Consider the following 16,906-nt stretch of genomic DNA (forward strand, 5'->3'; position numbering starts at 1 on the left):
AGGCCGGTCCGGGGCGGATCACCTGACGTTCCGCCCCGGACGGGCCTGTTCGCGTACGGGAGGAAAGCCGCGCCGCTCAGACTTCGATCAGCGTGCAGAACCAGTGCATGCCCGGTGACGCGACGCCCGCGAGCGCCACGAGGTCACCGCGCGCCAGCTCCCCCGCCTCGACGTGCCGCCACAGGCAGATCAGCTGGTCGGCCGCGCCCATGTGGCCCAGTTCGCGGGCGAGTTCGGCGTTGGTGCGCTCGAAGGGGATGCCGACCGCGTCGGCCACGGCGCGGATGGCCTGCTGCCCTTCGTTGACGTAGACGAGCCGGGCGAGGTCCTCGCGGTCCTTCCCGGCGCGGGCGAGGGCCTGGTCGACCACGTCCGCGACCCGCCCGTGGATCTCCTCGATGAACTCCTTGAAGCGCTGGGGGTCCCGTCCGAAGTGCTCGAAGACCGCGGCCATCGGGTCCGACCGCAGGTGCTCGCGTCCCGGCAGCGGCAGGGGCGCGGCGGCGCCGCCGCGCTCGATGCGGAACAGGTCCGCGAACTCCGGGTTGGTGAAGCGCGCGGAGGCCAGCCGCCTGAACCGCGGGTGCCCCCGGTGCAGTACGGCCGCGACGGCGCCGTCGCTGGCGATGGAGCCGTTGAAGTCCATCCGGTTGCTGTGCGCCTCGCTGACCACGTTGACCAGGACCACCAGCACGGTGTTGGTGTCGGTCGAGAGCGCCATCGCGCCGGCCGCGTGGTCCAACGCCAGCGACCAGGCGGCGCACGCCTGGGTGACGAGCACCGTGGGCGTGCCGTGGGCACCCAGCGCCCTGGCGACCGCCGCCGAACCGTCCCAGCCCAGGTACTCGGGGACGTCGGAGTTGCCGACGACGATCAGGTCGACGTCGGTGACGGCGAGGTCCGCGTTCTCCAGGGCCTCTCGGGCCGCTTCCACCGCGAGGGCGGTCGCGGTGACGCCGTCGGCGATCCGGTGGTAGCTCTCGTACCCGAGGGCGGCGACGTCCTCCGGGTAGGGGACGTAGTCGGCTGCCGTGGCGGCTACGTCCCGCCGCTCGCCGAACGCCATACCGGTCGAGACGATGCCCATCTCCACTGACGGTTCCACGTGTTGTCCTTCCCTTCTCCTGCGATGCGTGGTGCCTGGGGTGGGCCGTGCCGCGGTGGGCCGTGCCCGGTCGGCCCCTGCCTGGCGGCGCCCGGCCCTACGCGACCGGCTCGGGCAGCGGCCGGGCGGCCGGCGGCGGGTCGAGTTCCCGGACCGCGGCGAGCGGGGTGTCCAGGACCGTGAGGCGGCGCCGGGAGGTGTGCAGCGCGACGGCCAGCAGGGCCATGGCCCCGGCCAGGGTGAGAACGGCCCCCTCCACCCCGGCCGCGTCGGCGAGGACCCCCGCCGCCAGCGGGCCGACCCACTGCAGCCCTTGGACGAAGAACCGGCTCAGCGCGGCGACCCTGCCCTGGTACCGGTCCGGGACGAGACGGACCTCGTAGGACTCGATGACGACGTTCATCGGCACCATGGCCGCCATGGCCACCATGATGACCAGGCCGATCTGCCACGGGCTGGGGACCGCCACCGCGGCGGCGAAGGACGTCGTGAAGACCCATGCGGACAGCAGGAGGACGCGTCGCGCGCCCAGCCGCCCCATCAGCCACGGCCCGATGACGGCCCCGAGGACGCCGCCCGCCACCGCGAGGGAGGTCGCGGTGCCGACGGCTGCGGGCCCACCGCCGCGGTGCTGCACGAGCACGACGAAGAGCAGGGTGAAGCCCTCCGCCACCACGTTCAGCAGAGCTCCCCAGACCATCGTGAACACCAGGTAGTCGCTGCGCCTGATCATGCGCAGGCCGTCACGCAGCTCCTCGCCCAGGCCGGCCCGTGGTGCGTCGTCGGCGTGCCGGTCCGGGCCCAGCGGACGGCGGATCAGTGCGGAGCCCAGGGAGACGAAGAGGAAGGAGAGCGCGTCGAAGAGGAACGGGATCCAACGGCCCATCGCGTACAGCAGACCGCCGAGGGGGGCACCGACCAGCTGCGCGACCATGTCACGGCCCATGCTCTGGGCCGTGGCGGCGGCGACCTGCTCCTTGGGGACGATCCGGCGCAGCACCGGCATCGACACGGCGTTCCGCAGTCCGTCCGCGAGCCCGCCGGCCAGGGCCATCGCGCCGATCACGGCGATCGAGGGGTCCCCCCGGTACGCCAGCAGGGCGACGGCGCCCATCGCCAGCGCCTGGACCAGCGGGGCGAGGCACAGGGTGGCGCGGCGGTTCATCCGGTCCGCCAGCACTCCGCCGATCGCGAGGGTGGCGAGCCTGCCGATCATGTGCAGGACGGTGATGAGACCGGCCTGCGTCGCCGACCCTGTGAGGTGGAGGACGAGCAGCGGGATGGCGAGCGTCGACATGCTGGTGCCCAGCGCGGACAGGCCGTTGCCCGTCCACCAGTACAGGTAGTCGCGGTCACGCCACAACGACGGCGGGCGCCTGTGGGCTTCCGCCGACTCCTCGGGACACGACTGCGCCATGGGTACCCGTCTTCCCGCCCGTTGGTGTGTGCTCGTCCGGGCCTGCGCCGTGGACCTCCCCTGCATGCTGGCCGATGCGTCGGGGGCCGGGCCAGGCAGTGCACCGGCAACTCTCAGGGGGCGGGCCGGTGGCATGATCTGCGGGTGATCACTCAGCTGGTCCCCGCGGGCGTCCGCACCCACGAGGCGTTCGGCGACACGGGCCCCGAGGCGACCGTCGTGCTCTTCGCCGCCGAACGGGTCGCCGTGGCAGGGGTGTTCGAGGAACGTCGCAGGGAGTTCACCACGGTGCGGGGCTGCGCCCGCGCGGCGCTGGGCCGGATCGGAGTGCGCCCCGTCCCCCTGGTGCCCGGTGCGCTGGGCGCTCCCGGCTGGCCTGCTGGGGTGGTGGGCAGCATGACCCACTGCCGGGGGTACCGCGCGGCCGCCGTCGCGCGTGCCGCGGACTTCGCCGCCGTGGGCATCGACGCGGAACCGCAGGAGCCCCTGCCCCGCGCGGTCGCGGACCGGATCGTCACGGACACCGAGCGCGGCTGGCTCGACGAGGAGTTTCCGCGGGGTGCCGGTGTGCCGCTGGACCGGGTGCTCTTCTGCGCCAAAGAGGCGTCCTACAAGGCGTTCTCGCCGTGGACCGGGGCCCGGTTCGGCTTCGGGGACTACCGCGTGCGGCTGCGGGCCGACGGCACGTTCCGTACCGTCCCGCCGGATGCCGTCCTGACGGCTGCGGGCCCCTGGGCCGCGGGGTTCACGGGTCGTTGGTCGGCACGGTCCGGGCTGGTGTTCACCGCGGTGGCACTCGTGGCGAACCCCGATGCCCCGGGACAGGGCCGTGAACCTGTTCCGGGGCCGCCGTGAGGACGGCGGAGCGGCGGGCGCGCGCCGAGTGGAACCTGACGGCAGCAGTCCCTCCCGGCCGGTCGCCGGTCAGGGCAGGACCGACACGATCGCGTCGAGCGCCGACGCACCGGTGAAGGGGTAGTCGTGCCCGCCGGGCAGCGACCGGAGCGTGAAGCCGGCCGCGGCGCAGTCGCGCCAGCGCTCCAGGTCGGCACCGCTGACGAGCGGGTCGTCGGCGCCGCCGAAGGCGTGCAGCGGACAGCCGACCCGGGCCGGCCCCGCAGCCAGGTAGCACTCGGTGAGGGCGAGGTCGCGGCGGACCGTGCGCAGCGCGTACCGGAGGTACGCCGGGTAGCGGGCCAGCTCGGGCGGGAAGCCGCCGAACCCGTCCAGCCAGCCGAGCAGTTCGGGGTCGTCCAGGTCGGAGACGCGCCGGCGCACCGGGGTGTGCGGTGCCCGTGCGGCGGACACGAGCAGTGCGCGGGGCGAGGGGAGGCCGCGCCGGGCGATGCGGACGGCGATCTCGTAGCCGAGGAGGGCGCCGAAGCTGTGTCCGAAGAGCGCGTAGGGCTGGTCGAACTCGTCGCGGATGCCGTCGATCACGGCATCGGCGAGCGCTTCGAGGGTGTCGGGCAGGCGCTCGGCGCTCCGCACGCCCCGGCCGGGCAGTTCCACCGTCGCGAGTTCCACCCCGGCCGGCGGCACGAGGCGCCAGGGCGCGAACGAGCCCGCGCTGCCGCCCGCCTGCGGTAGGCAGATCAGTCGCAGGCGCGGGTCGGGCGCGGTGACCCGGCCGACGATCCACGGGCGGGCCCGGTCGTGCACCGGTGCACCCTTCGGGGAGGCGACTGGTGCGGTGGCACGGGTTCCCATCCCGCTCCTCCTTCGGCCGGTGTGCGGGGGAGGGCTGCTGCCCGCCGTGCTCCATCGTGCGGCTGGGGGGAGGGCGGGGCCAGGCAAGGGAACCGGCAACCGGTCTGCCGTCAAATTGCCCCGGCAGTTCCTGGAAAGAGGGGTTCGGCGCACCAAAACTGACCGCGAACAGTCCTGTTCCGCGCCGGAGGGGTGGACCGCAATCCAATGACCACAGTGCCCGACGAGACGTCCGACTCGACGCTCTTCACCCTGGATGCTGTCAAGGCCGACCTCATGGAGGTCGACGCGATGTTCCAGGCGTGCCTGAACTGGAACTACGGGGACCGCGACAGCCGCGTGTGGAACCTCTACGAGAAGAACAAGGTCTCACAGTGGAACGCCACCACCGACATCGACTGGGACCACGACGTCCAGTTCGGCGCCGAGTTGTCGGAGGAGAACGGTGCGCGGCTCGCGTCCTTCGTCGTCGGCGAGGGCAGTCCGGTGCCACGCGAGCTGCTGACCCAGTTCCGCTGGGAGTACCAGGCGTGGATGTGCAGCCAGTTCCTGCACGGCGAACAGGGTGCGCTGGTGACCACGGCCCGTCTCGTGGAGACCGTGCCCGACCTCGACGCCAAGACCTACGCCGCCTCGCAGGTCGCCGACGAGGCGCGGCACGTCGAGGCGTTCGCCCGTTACGTCGACGAGAAGCTGCAGTCCGTCTACCCGATCAATCCCGGGCTGAAGACGCTGCTGCACGATCTGCTGTCGGAGTCCCGGTGGGACATCGTCTACCTCGGCATGCAGGTGGTCGTCGAGGGTCTGGCGATCACCGCGCTGCGCCTGGCGAGCAGCGGCTTCGGCGACCCGGTGATCCGGCAGATCACCAGGATGGTCGCGCAGGACGAGGCCCGGCACATCGCCTTCGGCGTCACCGCGCTCACCGGCATGTACAGCCAGGTCACCTCCGCGGAGCTGCGTGAGCGCGAGGACTTCCTGCTGGAGGCGATCCAGTTGATGTCGCGCCGGTTCATGCTGCGCGAGGTCTGGGAGCGGATGGACCTCGACGTGGCCAAGGGGCTGCACTTCGCGCGGACCAACCCGATGATGGCCACCTACCGGCAGATGCTGTTCCAGCAAGTCATCTTCGTGCTCCGCCAGTTGGACATGCTCTCGGACCGGGTGAAGGATCTGCTGCTCGCGGAGAACCTGGTGCGCCCGGAGACCCTGCGGGTCCGTTGACGTCAGCGGTACGGGCCCGGCCGCGGCCCGCACCGCTCGCGCCAGCCGGCCGGCCTGCCGACGCGTCCCGCGGTGCCCGGGCGGATGCAGGCGAGAGCGCGTCCACCCGGGCACCGGCGCGTCGGGCGCCGGTGCGGTGCCGTACGTCGGCGCGGTCGGCGCGGTCGACGTCATCGGCACGGTCGGTGCCACCGGGGGCCCCGTCTCAGCGCCGGGCCGAGCGGAAGCCCGTCACCACGGCGCTCACGCCGAGGACGAGCACGATGACGGCCAGTCCCGAGTAGACGTCCTGGGTCAGCGCGTCCGTGCCCGCGGTCTTCAGGAACTCCGGGTTGAAGAGCATCCGGCGCTGGAGGATCCAGGCGAACGGCAGGGCGAACACGGCCTGCGCCACGGTGTTCAGGACGGCCAGGCGAACGGTCCACCCCCGTACGGTGATCCGGGCCGCCGAGAGCGCCAGCATGGCGGCGAGGCCGAGGAGGACGGGCCAGATCCAGCCCGACCACAGGGCCGGGTCGAGCACCTCGACGGCCTTGCCGCCGCCGTGGCCGTCGGCCCCGTAGGGCTTCGCGACGTGCTGCCACACGGTCAGGGAGATCAGCAGCGCGTACCACGCCGCTCCGAGGGCATCCATGATGCCGACCCTGTCCTTCTTCCGGGGCTCGGGCAGGTCGGCGAGGGTCCACGCGGTGCCGCGGGCGGGCGCGCCGTCCCGGCTGCGGAGCCGGTCGGCCAGGGCGAAGACGAGGGTGAGCACGGCGATCATCTGGGCGCCCAGCGTCAGCACGGTGGTGACGCCTTCGCCGACCGCCGCGCCGACGTCGCCACTGTCGGCCAGTTCGACCAGTACGGACACGGTGGTTATCACCGGCAGCACGGAGGACAGCAGCAGTACCAGGAGGCGGATGTACGCCGGGTAGAGGTCCGGCCCGATCAGCGCGAGCGGCCGGCCGGTGTAGCGGGCCGCGTACCGGACGGGGTCGCCCATCTCGGTGAGCACCTCGCGCTCGGCCGACTGCGGGTCCGCCGCCTCGCGGGCCTCGACGGTGTCGGCGATCGTGGTGCGCAGCTCCTCGCCGATGTCGTCGCGTTGGGCGGCCGGGAGCCGCCGGACGACCTCGTCCACGTAACGCTCGGTGAGACTGCTGGTGCTCATCCGTTCTCCTTGGTGAGTCGTGCGATCGTGGCCGAGAGGTCCTGCCACTCGCGGACCAGGCCGGCGAGGACCAGGGAGCCGTCGGGGCTCACCCGGTAGAACTTCCGCGGCCGGGATTCGTCGGTGTTCCACTCGCTGGTGAGCAGGCCCTGCTTCTCCAGCCTGCGCAGCAAGGGGTAGAGGGTGTTGCCGTCGACGGAGACCCCGGCACCGTTGAGCGTCTCCAGAAGCGCATAGCCGTAACTCGGCTCCCGGAGCAGCGCCAGGCAGGCCAGGACCACCGTCCCGCGGCGCAGTTCATGGGCCTGGGCGAGAGTCAGTTCTTCCACGGACACGAAGACACCATAGTGTGCGACGCACACCATTGTCTATCGACACACTAATGGGTGACGCGCCACAGGGTCGGCGGCGTCGGCCTGTCGCCCGCTCTCCCGTCCTGGTCACACCCTCGTCAGTGGGGTGGTGACGGCGGTGAACTCCCCCGCGCACAGCGCCTTCCAGATGACCCGGCGGCGGGGCTTGCCGCTGGACGTGACCGCGATGCCGCCGCGGGGCAGCTCCACGGCCAGGAGGTCGGCGTCACCGAGCCACTCCGAAAGAACCTCGTGGGCGGCCTCCCGCCAGCCGTCCTGCACGCCGCCGAAGACGGCCACACCCGTGGGCCGACCGTCCAGGACCCCGAGCAGGACGGCGACCCGGCGCTCGGCAATGCCCCGCTGGTGCAGCAGGGTCTCCAGGCTCTCGGCGAAGACCATCTTTCCGCTGACCTTGAGCCCGTCACCGAGCCGGCCGATCACGAACAACTGCCCGTCGCGCACGAAGCCCGCGTCACCGGATGCGAGCTCCTCCCCGGCGAGGCTGGTACCCGACGCGGAACCCCCGTCGCCGACGTATCCGCTCGCGATCGACACCCCGGTGACGACGATCTCGCCGACCTGCCCGTCCGGCAGTTCCTCGCCGTCCTCCGACACGATCCGCACCTCCCGGCCCTCCAACGGACGGCCGCAGCCGACCACCGCCGTCCCGGTCAGCGCTGCGGCGTCCCCGTCGTCCGGAGCCCGCGTCGACCAGCCTTCGCCCGGCCGCAGACCGGTCACCGCCAGCGTCGCCTCCGCGCCGCCGTACGCCGGCAGCAGCGCGCCGCGGTCGAGGCCGTGCGGCCCCAACAGCGCGTGGAAATCCTCCAGCACCTGCGGGTCGACCCGCTCCGCCCCGATGATCACGGCCCGCATCGAGTCGAAGCGCAGGCCCTGTAGTTGGGCGGGCCTGACCCGGCGCAAGAGGTAGGCGAGACCGAAGTTCGGCATGCCCGTCATGGCGGCGCCCTGCTCGCTGATGCACCGCAGATAGCGCAGCGGCGAGCGGATGAAGTCGTCCGGCTGCATCATCCAGGCGTCGCAGCCGGTGACGACCGCGTTCAGCAGGAAGCCCACGAGGCCCATGTCGTGGTGCACGGGCAACCAGCTGACGCCGGGGCGGTCCGGGGTCCAGTCGATCCAGCGGCGCATGCCGGTGAGGTTGGTCCGCAGGGCGTCGGCGGAGATCCGCACGCCGCGCGAGAAGCCGCTGGAGCCCGAGGTGAACTGCACCAGTGCGGTCTCCGGCAGCGGCAGCGGCCGCTCCAGCGGCGCCACGCCCGCGACGAGTTGGGCGAAGACCTCCGGCTCGGGCACCCCGACCCCTGCGGTGACCTTGCGGATCCGCTCCAGCGACTCGTCGTCGCAGACGGTGTACTTGGGCCGGGCCGTCTCGAACAGGTGGGCCGCGTGCCGCTCGTACTCGTCGGCCCGCTGGAAGGCGAACGGCGGGGCGATGGAGCAGGGCGTCGCACCGGCGGCCAGCGCGCCGAAGAAGCCGGCGACGAAACCGGGGCTGGAACGCAGCACCAGCCCCACCACGTCACCCTCGCCCACGCCCTTCGCGCGCAGTGCGGCGGCGGTCCGCAACACCAGCTCCGCCAGGTCGTGGTAGGACGAGAAGTCCCAGTCGTCACCGCGGTCGGCGTAGTACAGGCCGCGCTCGGTGGACGCCTCGTCCAGCCACGCCAGCAGCCCCCGGTCCGGTATATCCAGCATGGTTGTCCTCTCGGAAGGTCAGGGAGGTGCGGCACGTCCGGTACGCACGGGGCGCGGTGCACATGCCCGCCTGCTGCGCAGCATCGCGGCGCGCCCCCCGCTCCTGCCAGGCAAGCGGCCGGTAACTCGCCCGCGGCCAGGCGGCATTTCGACCAGCATCCCGGTTGCCGGTCGGTTGCCTGGCGACCGGGCGGGCGGACGACGCGCGGTGATCGCCACAAGCCGGCTCCCGGCCCGCCGGATGGACGCGCCGCACGCCGGGCGGGCACGCCGCCGGCCGCAGGCAACGGACCCGGCAGGCGAGCGGCAGCTGCGGGCGCGTGCGGGCGGACCCCGCTCAATTTGCCGCAGCTCTTGCCTGGTTGGCGGCGGCGGCAGTACCGAGGCTGGCCCCATGTGCGCTTCGAACCCCACCCCGGTCACCGTCGACTGGATCGGTGCCCGGCACGCCCCCGGCACGCTCCGGTCCCGGCTCATCTGCCTGCCGCACGCCGGTGGAGGGGCCGGCACCTTCCGCTCCTGGCGACCGCACCTTCCCGACGGGGTCGAGCTGGCGCCGGTCGAACTGCCCGGCCGCGGCTCCCGCATCGACGAACCCCTGCCGCAGTCCTTCGACGCGCTGGTGGACGCCCTGTTCGACGGGCTGCGCGGCGAGTTCACCCTGCCGTACGCGTTCTTCGGGCACAGCTTCGGCGCCCTGCTCGGCTACGAGCTGACGCGACGGATCGAGCGGGAGATCGAGCGGGGGGCGGGTCTGCGGCCGCCGAACGTCCTTCTGGTGTCGGGATCGCGCGCTCCCCACGTGCCGCTCGACGGGGAACCCGTCGCGGGCGGCGACGAGGCCCGGCTGGTCGCCTGGCTGCGCAGCAGCGGCGGACTGCCCGCCGAACTGCTCGACTTTCCGGACTTCCTGCGGGACCTGCTGCGCGCCGTGCGCAGCGACATGGCTTTCGCGGAGGGCTACCTCATCCCGCGGCCGGTCGCCGTGGGCTGCCCGCTGGTCGCCTTCGCCGGCGCCGAGGACGCGGTGTCTCCGGTGGCGCACGTGGCGCCCTGGAACCTGTACACCACGGCCGAGCACCGGATGCACGTCCTGCCCGGCGGCCACTACTTTCCGCAGAGCCATGCGCGGGCCACCGTGACAGCGGTGGCCGAGGAACTGGCGGCGCTGTCAGCGCGGTAGCGAGCGCGGGCCCGGAAGCCCCACGGCCCTGACGGTGACAGGGCCGTGGGCGGGGCAGTGGGTAGTGGGGGGGATCGTGTCCCTCAGGTTGCCTGACGCCCCTCCGGCACCAGCGTGACGGGCAGGGACGAAAAGCCGCTCAGGAAGTTGGAGAACACGCGGCCCGGGGCGCCCGCGGGCTCCGCGACGGCAACCAGGTCGCACAGACTCTCCAGCAGGGCCGCCAGTTCGGCGCGGGCCAGGAACGCACCGAGGCAGAAGTGCGACCCATGAGCGAACGACAGGTGCTTGTTGGGGGTGCGCGCCAGGTCGAACGTGTCGGGCCGGTCGAACACCCGCTCGTCACCGTTGGCCGAGGCCATCCAGGCGGTGACGATGTCGCCCTCCTCGACGAACTGCCCGCCGAGGAAGACGTCCTGCGTGGCGGTACGGCCGCTGTGCAGGGCGGGCGTCGTCCAGCGCAGCACTTCCTCGACCGCCGAGGCCGTGCTCACCTGCCCGGTCTTGAGTGCGCGCCACTGCTCGGGCCGCTCCATCAGCGCCTGCAGCCCGCCGACCATGGCGAACCGGGTGGTCTCGTGGCCGCCCATGATGATGCTGTAGCAGTTGAAGACGATCTCCTCGTGCGACAGGGGCCGGCCGTCGATCTCCTTGGTCACCAGGAGGCTGATCACGTCGTCCAACGGCTTCTTGCGGCGCGCGGCGGCCAGTTCCGAGAAGTAGAACAGCAGGCCGTTGCGGGACGACCAGGTCGCTTCCTCCGTGGGGACGCCGTCCGCGGAGGACAACGCGGAGGAGGTCAGTTCGATGATCTGGCGGCGGTCCGCGAGCGGCACGCCGAGCAGGTCGCAGATCGCGGCGAGCGGGATGTGCGCGGCGACGTCCGCGGCGAAGTCCACCGTGCCCCGGGCCACCGCCTCCTTGACCAGGGCCCGGGTGCCACGCCGCACGCTGTCGACGACGACATCGAGCGCACGCGGCGAGAACGGCTTGAGCAGGGCGCTGCGCAGGGCCTTGTGCGGGCCTCCGTCGGTGACGGCGAGCATCTTGCCGGCGGCCGAGTCACCGCCGGCCAGCAGGGTGTCGAGCACGTTGCCGCGCTCGGAGGTGAAGGTCTGAGAGTCGTTGAGGACCGCGACGACGTCCGCATGGCGGCTGATGACCCAGAACCCGGGCCGGGTGCCGCTCTCCGGCTGCCAGTGGACCGGGGCCTCCGTGCGCAGACGACGCCACAGCGCCCCCAGGTCGTGGCGGGCGTGCAGCAGCGGGTCCGCGAGGTCCACGTCCCCGAGCGCGTCCGGAGCCGGCTCGGGGCGGCTGGTCATGGCGGTCATCATGGAACTCCTGCTGAAGTGGTGACTCGATGGTGTGGGACGGGCGTCGGCGCGGTCACCGCGTCGGCTCGGTGGGGCCGGGGAAGAACGCGGTGGTGGCTCCGGCGGTCTCGGCGCCGTCCACCACGAACTGCTGGCCGGAGACGAACGCGGCCTCGGGTGAGGCCAGGAAGTGGAAGACGTCGGCGATCTCCTCGGGCCGGGCGTGGCGGCGGGCGGGGATGCGCTCGTTGACCTCGTCGAGCATGGCGTCGGTGTATTCGGCGCGCTGCATGGGAGTCAGCACGGCGCCGGGCGCGACGCAGGCGGTGCGGATCAGGGGGGCCAGCTCTATGGCGAAGGTCTGGCACAGCGAGGTCACAGCGGCCTTGGAGGCGTTGTAGTCGGCGTACAGCGGGTAGCCCCGCGTGCCGTTGACCGACGCGGTGGCCAACAGCACTCCCCCGCCCTGGTCCAGCATGTGCGAAACGCTGTGGCGCCACAGGGCGAGGACGCCCATCAGGTTGATGTCCACGGTGCGCCGGGCGTCGGCCTCGGTCAGGTCGAGGATGCCGTGCCGCACGCTGATGCCCGCGTTGGCGATGACCACGTCGAGTCGGCCCCGCTCGGCCCGGACCGCGTCGACGGCCGCCCGCACTCCCTCCCAGTCGGCGACGTCCTGTTCGACCCAGCGCAGGTGACCGCCCCCCTCCCGAGGGCCGGTCGGGGTGTCCGCGGGCGGGGCGTTCACGTCGAGGTTGACGACGAAGTCGCCGGCGCGGGCGAAGCGCTCGGCGGTGGCCTGCCCGATTCCACTGGACGCGCCGGAGACGATGACAGTGCGCACGCTTGGCTGCCCTTTCACAGGGTCGGTGAGGAGAGTGGCGGGGCCCGGCTCAGACGATGACACGAGGGTGGTCAAGGACGTAGCCGTTGAGGTTCTGGCGCAGGTTTCGGCTGACCGTCAGCTTCTTGAGCCAGCGGTCGGTGCCGTCGTAGCGTGCGGTGAAGGGTCTGCGGCCGTGCACCGCACGGTAGTTGTCGACGATCAGCAGCGAGCCGGGGCCCAGGGCGACGTCCTGCTGGACGCGCTGCAGCTCGGCCATCAGTCTGTCGAGCGCGGCCTCGGCCTCGGTGTCACCGGTCCGTACGTGCATGAAGGGCCGGTCGATGCGCAGGTAAGGGTTGAGCCGGTCGCCGAAGAGCACGGCGGTCGGCGTCGGCCGGTCGCGCAGGGCGCGCAGCCTGGGCAGCGCCGGATGATCGGGGGCGTGCGTCTCCAACTGCCGGATGTGTTCGGTGTCCGGCAGGATGTGGAAGCGGTCCTCCGCGAGGACCGTGCGGTCACGGTCGTCGAGCCGGACGTCGCTGACGGACGCCACGATGGTGGGCACCCGGTCGGGATTGCGCAGACCGAACAGCAGCAGGTAGTCGCAGCGGTTGGGGTGGAAGCCGTCCTCGGTGTGGAACTCCAGGAGGGTCTCGCTGCCGTGCCCGCTCTGGCGCGTCTCGTCGCCGCGGATGGGCAGGATGTTCTGGATGATGCGGCCGTCTTGGAGGGTCACCCAGCCGAACGGGTCGCCCAGCGCCAGACCGCACAGCGCCAGCCACATCTCCTGGGACCGGGCGGTGTCGCCGTCGATGGCCTTGCGCCAGTGCTCCGGGGTGGGGCCGAGCCGCGCCTCGTCCACCGGGAAGCCGTGCAGCAGGCAGGCGGCCGACCGCCCGGAACGCCGGTATGCCGTCAGGAAGGAGCGCAGTCGGGCGGGCAGCAGTTCCTCGGCGAGCTGCGCCCGGTCGTAGAAGTCCGGCAGTGCGGGATCGCCGCAGGAGGTGCCGAGTCGGTGCGCGGCGGCCTCCAGCTCGGCCACTTCGTGGGCGTCGAGGTGGAACTCCCAAGGAGCGTCGAGCGGTGTGTCGGCCTCGGCCGGGCGGGACGTGGCAGCGGGCGGAGATATGAGTGTCATGTTCGGTGTCCTCACCGGGTCGGGACCGCAAGGGTCGTCGTCGTTCGGTCCTGTGCGGCCCGCGCCGGTGGCCGGGCCGCCTGTTGGTGCACGCCGAACCGGCCGAGCAGGGTCCCGGCCACGGTGTGGTCCAGCGGTCGTGCGGAAGGGGGCGGTGCGGGTGGTCCCGAAGGGACGCCTACACCGTGTCCCGCCAGTCCTCGCCGAACTCGGCGAGCTCGTCCTGGTCCAGGGTGATCAGCGGCTCCTCGGAGGCTTCGGCCTCCGGCACCGCGACGAGTTCCTTCACCGCGGTGGCGAGCTCGGCCACCGTCTTGTGCGTGAACACGTCCCGGGGCGTCATGTCCAGGCCCTCCGCGCGGGCCAGCGTGACGAGCCTGATGGAGACGATCGAGTCGCCGCCGAGGTCGAAGAAGCTGTCGTCGATGCCGATCCGGCGCGCCCCGAGGGCCTTCTCGAACAGCTCGCACAGCTGCCGCTCGCGGGCGGTGCGCGGGGCACGGCTGTTCGCGGCCGCGGCGAAGTCCGGCGCGGGCAGGGCGTCCCGGTCGAGTTTGCCGCTCGGGGTGACCGGCAGCCGATCCAGGGTGACCACGACGGCGGGCACCATGTACTCGGGCAGTGCGGCGGCGGCCCTGCCGCGCAGCGCCACCGGGTCCGGCTCGGCGCCGGTCACGGGAGCGACGTACGCGACGAGACGGCGCGTGCCGGGGCTGTCCTCACGGACGACCACGGCCACCTGCGCGACCGCGGGGTCCTCGGCCAGTACGGACTCGATCTCACCGGGTTCGATGCGGTAGCCGCGCACCTTGACCTGCCGGTCGCCCCGGCCCCGGTACTCCACAGTGCCGTCCGGCCGGCGCCGGGCCAGATCCCCGGAGCGGTACATCCGCGCCCCCGCGGCGCCGTACGGGTCGGCCACGAAACGCTCGGCGGTCAGCCCGGGCCGGCGCAGATATCCGCGTGCCAGACCGTCACCGGCCAGGTAGAGCTCGCCGGTCACGCCTGTCGGGACGGGCCGCAGGGCGTCATCCAGCAGGTACACCCTGGCGCCCACGACCGGTTCGCCCAGGGGTGGGCTGGTGCGACCCGCCAGGGGCCGGCTCATCGTGGCCATGACGGTCGCCTCGGTGGGGCCGTACGCGTTGACCATGCGCCGCCCGTCCGACCAGCGTTCGACGAGGTCGGGCGGGCAGGCTTCGCCGCCCACCACGAGGGTGACGCCCTCGGGCAGCGCGCCGTCGGGCAGGACGGCGAGCGAGGACGGCGGTACCAGCAGCGTCGTCACCCCGTGCCGGGCCACGGTCGCCGCGAGGGCCGGCCCGGGCAGCAGTTCGTCGGCCGGCGCGGCGACCACGGCCGCACCGGTGAGCAGGGCCGTGGCGAGCTCCCACACCGAGGCGTCGAAGCTCGGGGAGGCGAACAGCAGCACCCGCTCGTCCGGGCGCAGGGTGAGACCCTCGCGCTGCTGGGCGGCCAAGGCGGCGATGCCGGCGTGGGGCACCAGGACGCCCTTGGGTCGGCCGGTGGAGCCGGACGTGTAGATGAGGTAGGCCGTGCTGTCGGGGCGCAGCGGTGCCGTCCGGTCAGCGTCGGACAGGTCGGTCTCGGCCAGCCCGGCGATCAACTCGTGCGGCACGCCGAGGTTTTCGGCAGGCGATGCGCCCGCCAGGCACAGGGTCGCCCCGGCGCCCGCCTCGGTCATCAGGTCCGCGCCCTCGGCAGTGGTCAGCACGAGGTCCGGGCGGGCGTCGGCGACGATGTTGCGCAACCGCTCCGGCGGGTAGCCGAGGTCCAGAGGCACGTACGCGGCGCCGCTCTTGAGGACCGCCAGCACGGCGAGGACCAGCTGGGCGGACTTCGGCACCGCCACCGCCACGATGCTCTCCGGGCCGATGCCGCGGGCCACCAGGGCGCGGGCGAGCTGGTTGGCCCGGGCGTTGAGGTCGCCGTAGGTGACGGCAAGCGGCCCCTCGTGCACCGCGACGGCGGCCGGTCTCGCCCGGACCCTCTCCTCGAAGAGCGCGGGGAAGGTGGAGCGCGCCGGCGGCACGGCGGGGGAGGCCGCGGTGCTCAGTAGTTCGCCGCACTCGCGCGGGGTGAGCAGTTCGATCCGGCCGAGGGGGATCGCCGGGTCCTGGACGAAGGTGTCGAGGACCTTGCGGACCCTGTCGAGCAGGGAACCGGCCACCTCGGCGGTGAACAGGTCGGCCCGGTAGGTCAGTTCGAGGCTGAGGCGCTCGCCCGGCACCACGACCAGACTGAACGGATAGTGGGACGCCCCGGGTGCGGGTGCGTCGTCGACGGAGATCCGCAGGCCGGGCACCTGCTCCTGGACGGCGTCCCGGTCCACGGGGGTGTTCTCGAAGCCCACGACGGTGTCGAAGAGTTCGCCGAGCCCGGCGACGCGCTGCACCTCGGCGAGCCCGAAGTGGTGGTACGGGCGCAGTCCGGCCTGTGCGGCCTGGAGGTCGACCAGCACGTCGCCGAGGGGCCGCGCCGGGTCGAGTCCCACCCGTACGGCGATGGTGTTCATCAGCAGGCCGACCGTCTCCTCGGCGCCCGCGAGCTCCGGCGGGCGCCCGGCCACGGTCGCGCCGAAGACGACGTCGTCGCGGCCCACGAAGTGGCCGAGCGCCGTCGCCCAGGCACCCTGCACCAGGGTGTTGAGGGTCAGGTCCGCGGCGCGTGCAGCGGCGGTGAGCCGCTCGGTGGCCGTCGGGTCGAGGGCCGTCGAGACCAGTTCGGGCAGCGTGCCCGTGGCGGGCTCGGAGCCGGGGGCGACGAGGGTCGGCTCGTCGAGTCCGGCGAGGGCCTCGCGCCACGCCTCGGCGGCCCGCTCGTCGTCCTGGGTGCCGAGCCAGCGCAGGAAGTCGGCGAACGGCGCCGGCGGCCGGCCGCGGTCGTTGCCGGCGTGGGCGTAGAGGGCGAACAGGTCACGGAAGACGAGCGGCAGCGACCAGCCGTCGAGAAGAAGGTGATGGTGGGTCACCAGCAGCAGGTGTTCTTCGGCCGCCAGCCGGATCAGCGCCACCCGCAGCAGCGGTGGCCGCGCCAGGTCGAAGCGCCGTGTCCGGTCCTCGGCCAGCAGTTCGGCGAGCCTGGCCCGCTGTTCCTCCGCGTCCAGGGCCGACAGGTCGGCCTCCTGCCAGGGCACGCGCACGTCCTCGTGCACGGCCTGGACGGTCCGCCCGGAGCCGAACGAGACGAACGAGGCGCGCAGGGCGGGGTGGCGGGCGAGCAGGGAGTCGAACGCGGTGCGCAGTACGGCGGGTGACAGCGTCCCGGCGAGCCGCAACGGCCGCTGGGTGACGTAGACATCGACGGCGTCCGAGGACATCAGGGCGTGGAAGTGCATGCCCTGCTGGAGCGGGGTCAGCGGCAGGACGTCCGCGACCCGGTGGCCGCTCGCGTCGAGTTCGGCCCGCTCGGCGTCGTCGAGGGTGATCAGCGGGCCGGCGGGTACGGCGGGGCCGTTGCGCTTCTCGGAGTCCGCCACGTCCTGGGCGACGGTGGCGAGGCGGGCGATGGTCTTGTGGACGAAAATGTCCTTCGCACTCAGCAGCAGCCCCGCCCGATGCGCCCGCGCCGCCAACCGCATCGACGCGATCGAATCCCCACCCAACTCAAAGAAACCGTCATCCACCCCCACCCGCTCCCGCCCCAACACCTCAGCAAACACCCCATGCAACACCCGCTCCCGCGACGAAGACGGCGCCCGATACACCCGACCCGAACCAAACAACGGCACCGGCA

Annotated in this window: 13 protein-coding genes; 3 read left to right on the top strand and 10 right to left on the bottom strand. The window is 72.7% G+C overall.

Annotated elements, in window-relative coordinates; translation table 11 throughout:
- Positions 1–76: 76 nt before the first annotated feature.
- Together ACLJT4_RS22815 and ACLJT4_RS22820 are read right to left on the bottom strand one after the other, a co-directional pair.
- Positions 77–1,105: a 3-oxoacyl-ACP synthase III family protein gene (locus ACLJT4_RS22815; protein ID WP_411124621.1), complete on the bottom strand. Its 1,029-nt coding sequence runs from the start codon at positions 1,103–1,105 to the stop codon at positions 77–79.
- A gap of 97 nt (positions 1,106–1,202) precedes the next feature.
- Positions 1,203–2,522, bottom strand: a complete 1,320-nt coding sequence (locus ACLJT4_RS22820) for an MFS transporter (RefSeq protein WP_411124623.1) — start codon at positions 2,520–2,522, stop codon at positions 1,203–1,205.
- A 144-nt stretch (positions 2,523–2,666) separates the two neighbouring features.
- Here ACLJT4_RS22820 and ACLJT4_RS22825 point away from each other — a divergent pair, with 144 nt between their 5' ends.
- Positions 2,667–3,377, top strand: coding sequence for a 4'-phosphopantetheinyl transferase family protein (locus ACLJT4_RS22825; protein ID WP_411124625.1), 711 nt, complete (start codon positions 2,667–2,669; stop codon positions 3,375–3,377).
- 69 nt (positions 3,378–3,446) lie between these two features.
- Here ACLJT4_RS22825 and ACLJT4_RS22830 read toward each other — a convergent pair whose 3' ends face one another.
- The gene (locus tag ACLJT4_RS22830; RefSeq protein WP_411124627.1) at positions 3,447–4,232 is read right to left on the bottom strand and encodes a thioesterase II family protein; all 786 of its coding nucleotides are present in this window, start codon (positions 4,230–4,232) and stop codon (positions 3,447–3,449) included.
- Positions 4,233–4,439: 207 nt separating this feature from the next.
- On the opposite strand from ACLJT4_RS22830, the gene ACLJT4_RS22835 reads away from it, so the two are divergent.
- Entirely contained in the window at positions 4,440–5,456 is a 1,017-nt protein-coding gene (locus tag ACLJT4_RS22835) for a diiron oxygenase (RefSeq protein ID WP_411124629.1), read from the top strand.
- 205 nt (positions 5,457–5,661) lie between these two features.
- On the opposite strand, the gene ACLJT4_RS22840 is transcribed toward ACLJT4_RS22835, so the two are convergent.
- From ACLJT4_RS22840 to ACLJT4_RS22850, 3 genes are all read right to left on the bottom strand, one after another.
- Complete coding sequence (locus tag ACLJT4_RS22840; protein WP_411124631.1) at positions 5,662–6,612, bottom strand: HAAS signaling domain-containing protein; 951 nt, start codon at positions 6,610–6,612, stop codon at positions 5,662–5,664.
- Complete coding sequence (locus ACLJT4_RS22845; RefSeq protein ID WP_232817160.1) at positions 6,609–6,947, bottom strand: PadR family transcriptional regulator; 339 nt, start codon at positions 6,945–6,947, stop codon at positions 6,609–6,611. Before ACLJT4_RS22845 ends, ACLJT4_RS22840 begins: the two co-directional genes overlap by 4 nt.
- Before the next feature lie 105 nt (positions 6,948–7,052).
- The gene (locus ACLJT4_RS22850) at positions 7,053–8,687 is read right to left on the bottom strand and encodes an AMP-binding protein (RefSeq protein ID WP_411124633.1); all 1,635 of its coding nucleotides are present in this window, start codon (positions 8,685–8,687) and stop codon (positions 7,053–7,055) included.
- 394 nt (positions 8,688–9,081) lie between these two features.
- On the opposite strand from ACLJT4_RS22850, the gene ACLJT4_RS22855 reads away from it, so the two are divergent.
- Positions 9,082–9,870 carry a thioesterase II family protein gene (locus ACLJT4_RS22855; RefSeq protein ID WP_411124635.1) on the top strand — a complete coding sequence of 263 codons (789 nt, stop codon included), beginning with the start codon at positions 9,082–9,084 and terminating at the stop codon, positions 9,868–9,870.
- 83 nt (positions 9,871–9,953) lie between these two features.
- Here the strand turns inward: ACLJT4_RS22855 and ACLJT4_RS22860 are convergent, their stop codons facing one another.
- From ACLJT4_RS22860 to ACLJT4_RS22875, 4 genes are all read right to left on the bottom strand, one after another.
- Positions 9,954–11,204: a cytochrome P450 gene (locus ACLJT4_RS22860; protein WP_411124667.1), complete on the bottom strand. Its 1,251-nt coding sequence runs from the start codon at positions 11,202–11,204 to the stop codon at positions 9,954–9,956.
- Between the two features lie 55 nt (positions 11,205–11,259).
- Positions 11,260–12,030: an SDR family NAD(P)-dependent oxidoreductase gene (locus tag ACLJT4_RS22865; protein WP_411124637.1), complete on the bottom strand. Its 771-nt coding sequence runs from the start codon at positions 12,028–12,030 to the stop codon at positions 11,260–11,262.
- Between the two features lie 49 nt (positions 12,031–12,079).
- Positions 12,080–13,150: a guanitoxin biosynthesis L-enduracididine beta-hydroxylase GntD gene (gene gntD, locus ACLJT4_RS22870; protein WP_411124639.1), complete on the bottom strand. Its 1,071-nt coding sequence runs from the start codon at positions 13,148–13,150 to the stop codon at positions 12,080–12,082.
- Between the two features lie 178 nt (positions 13,151–13,328).
- Positions 13,329–16,906: amino acid adenylation domain-containing protein (locus ACLJT4_RS22875; protein ID WP_411124641.1), on the bottom strand; the 3,578-nt coding region annotated here is incomplete at its 5' end.

Origin of the sequence: Streptomyces sp. x-19, assembly GCF_046549115.1 — a bacterium.
In the GTDB taxonomy this organism is placed as follows: Bacteria; Actinomycetota; Actinomycetes; order Streptomycetales; family Streptomycetaceae; genus Streptomyces; species Streptomyces albulus_C.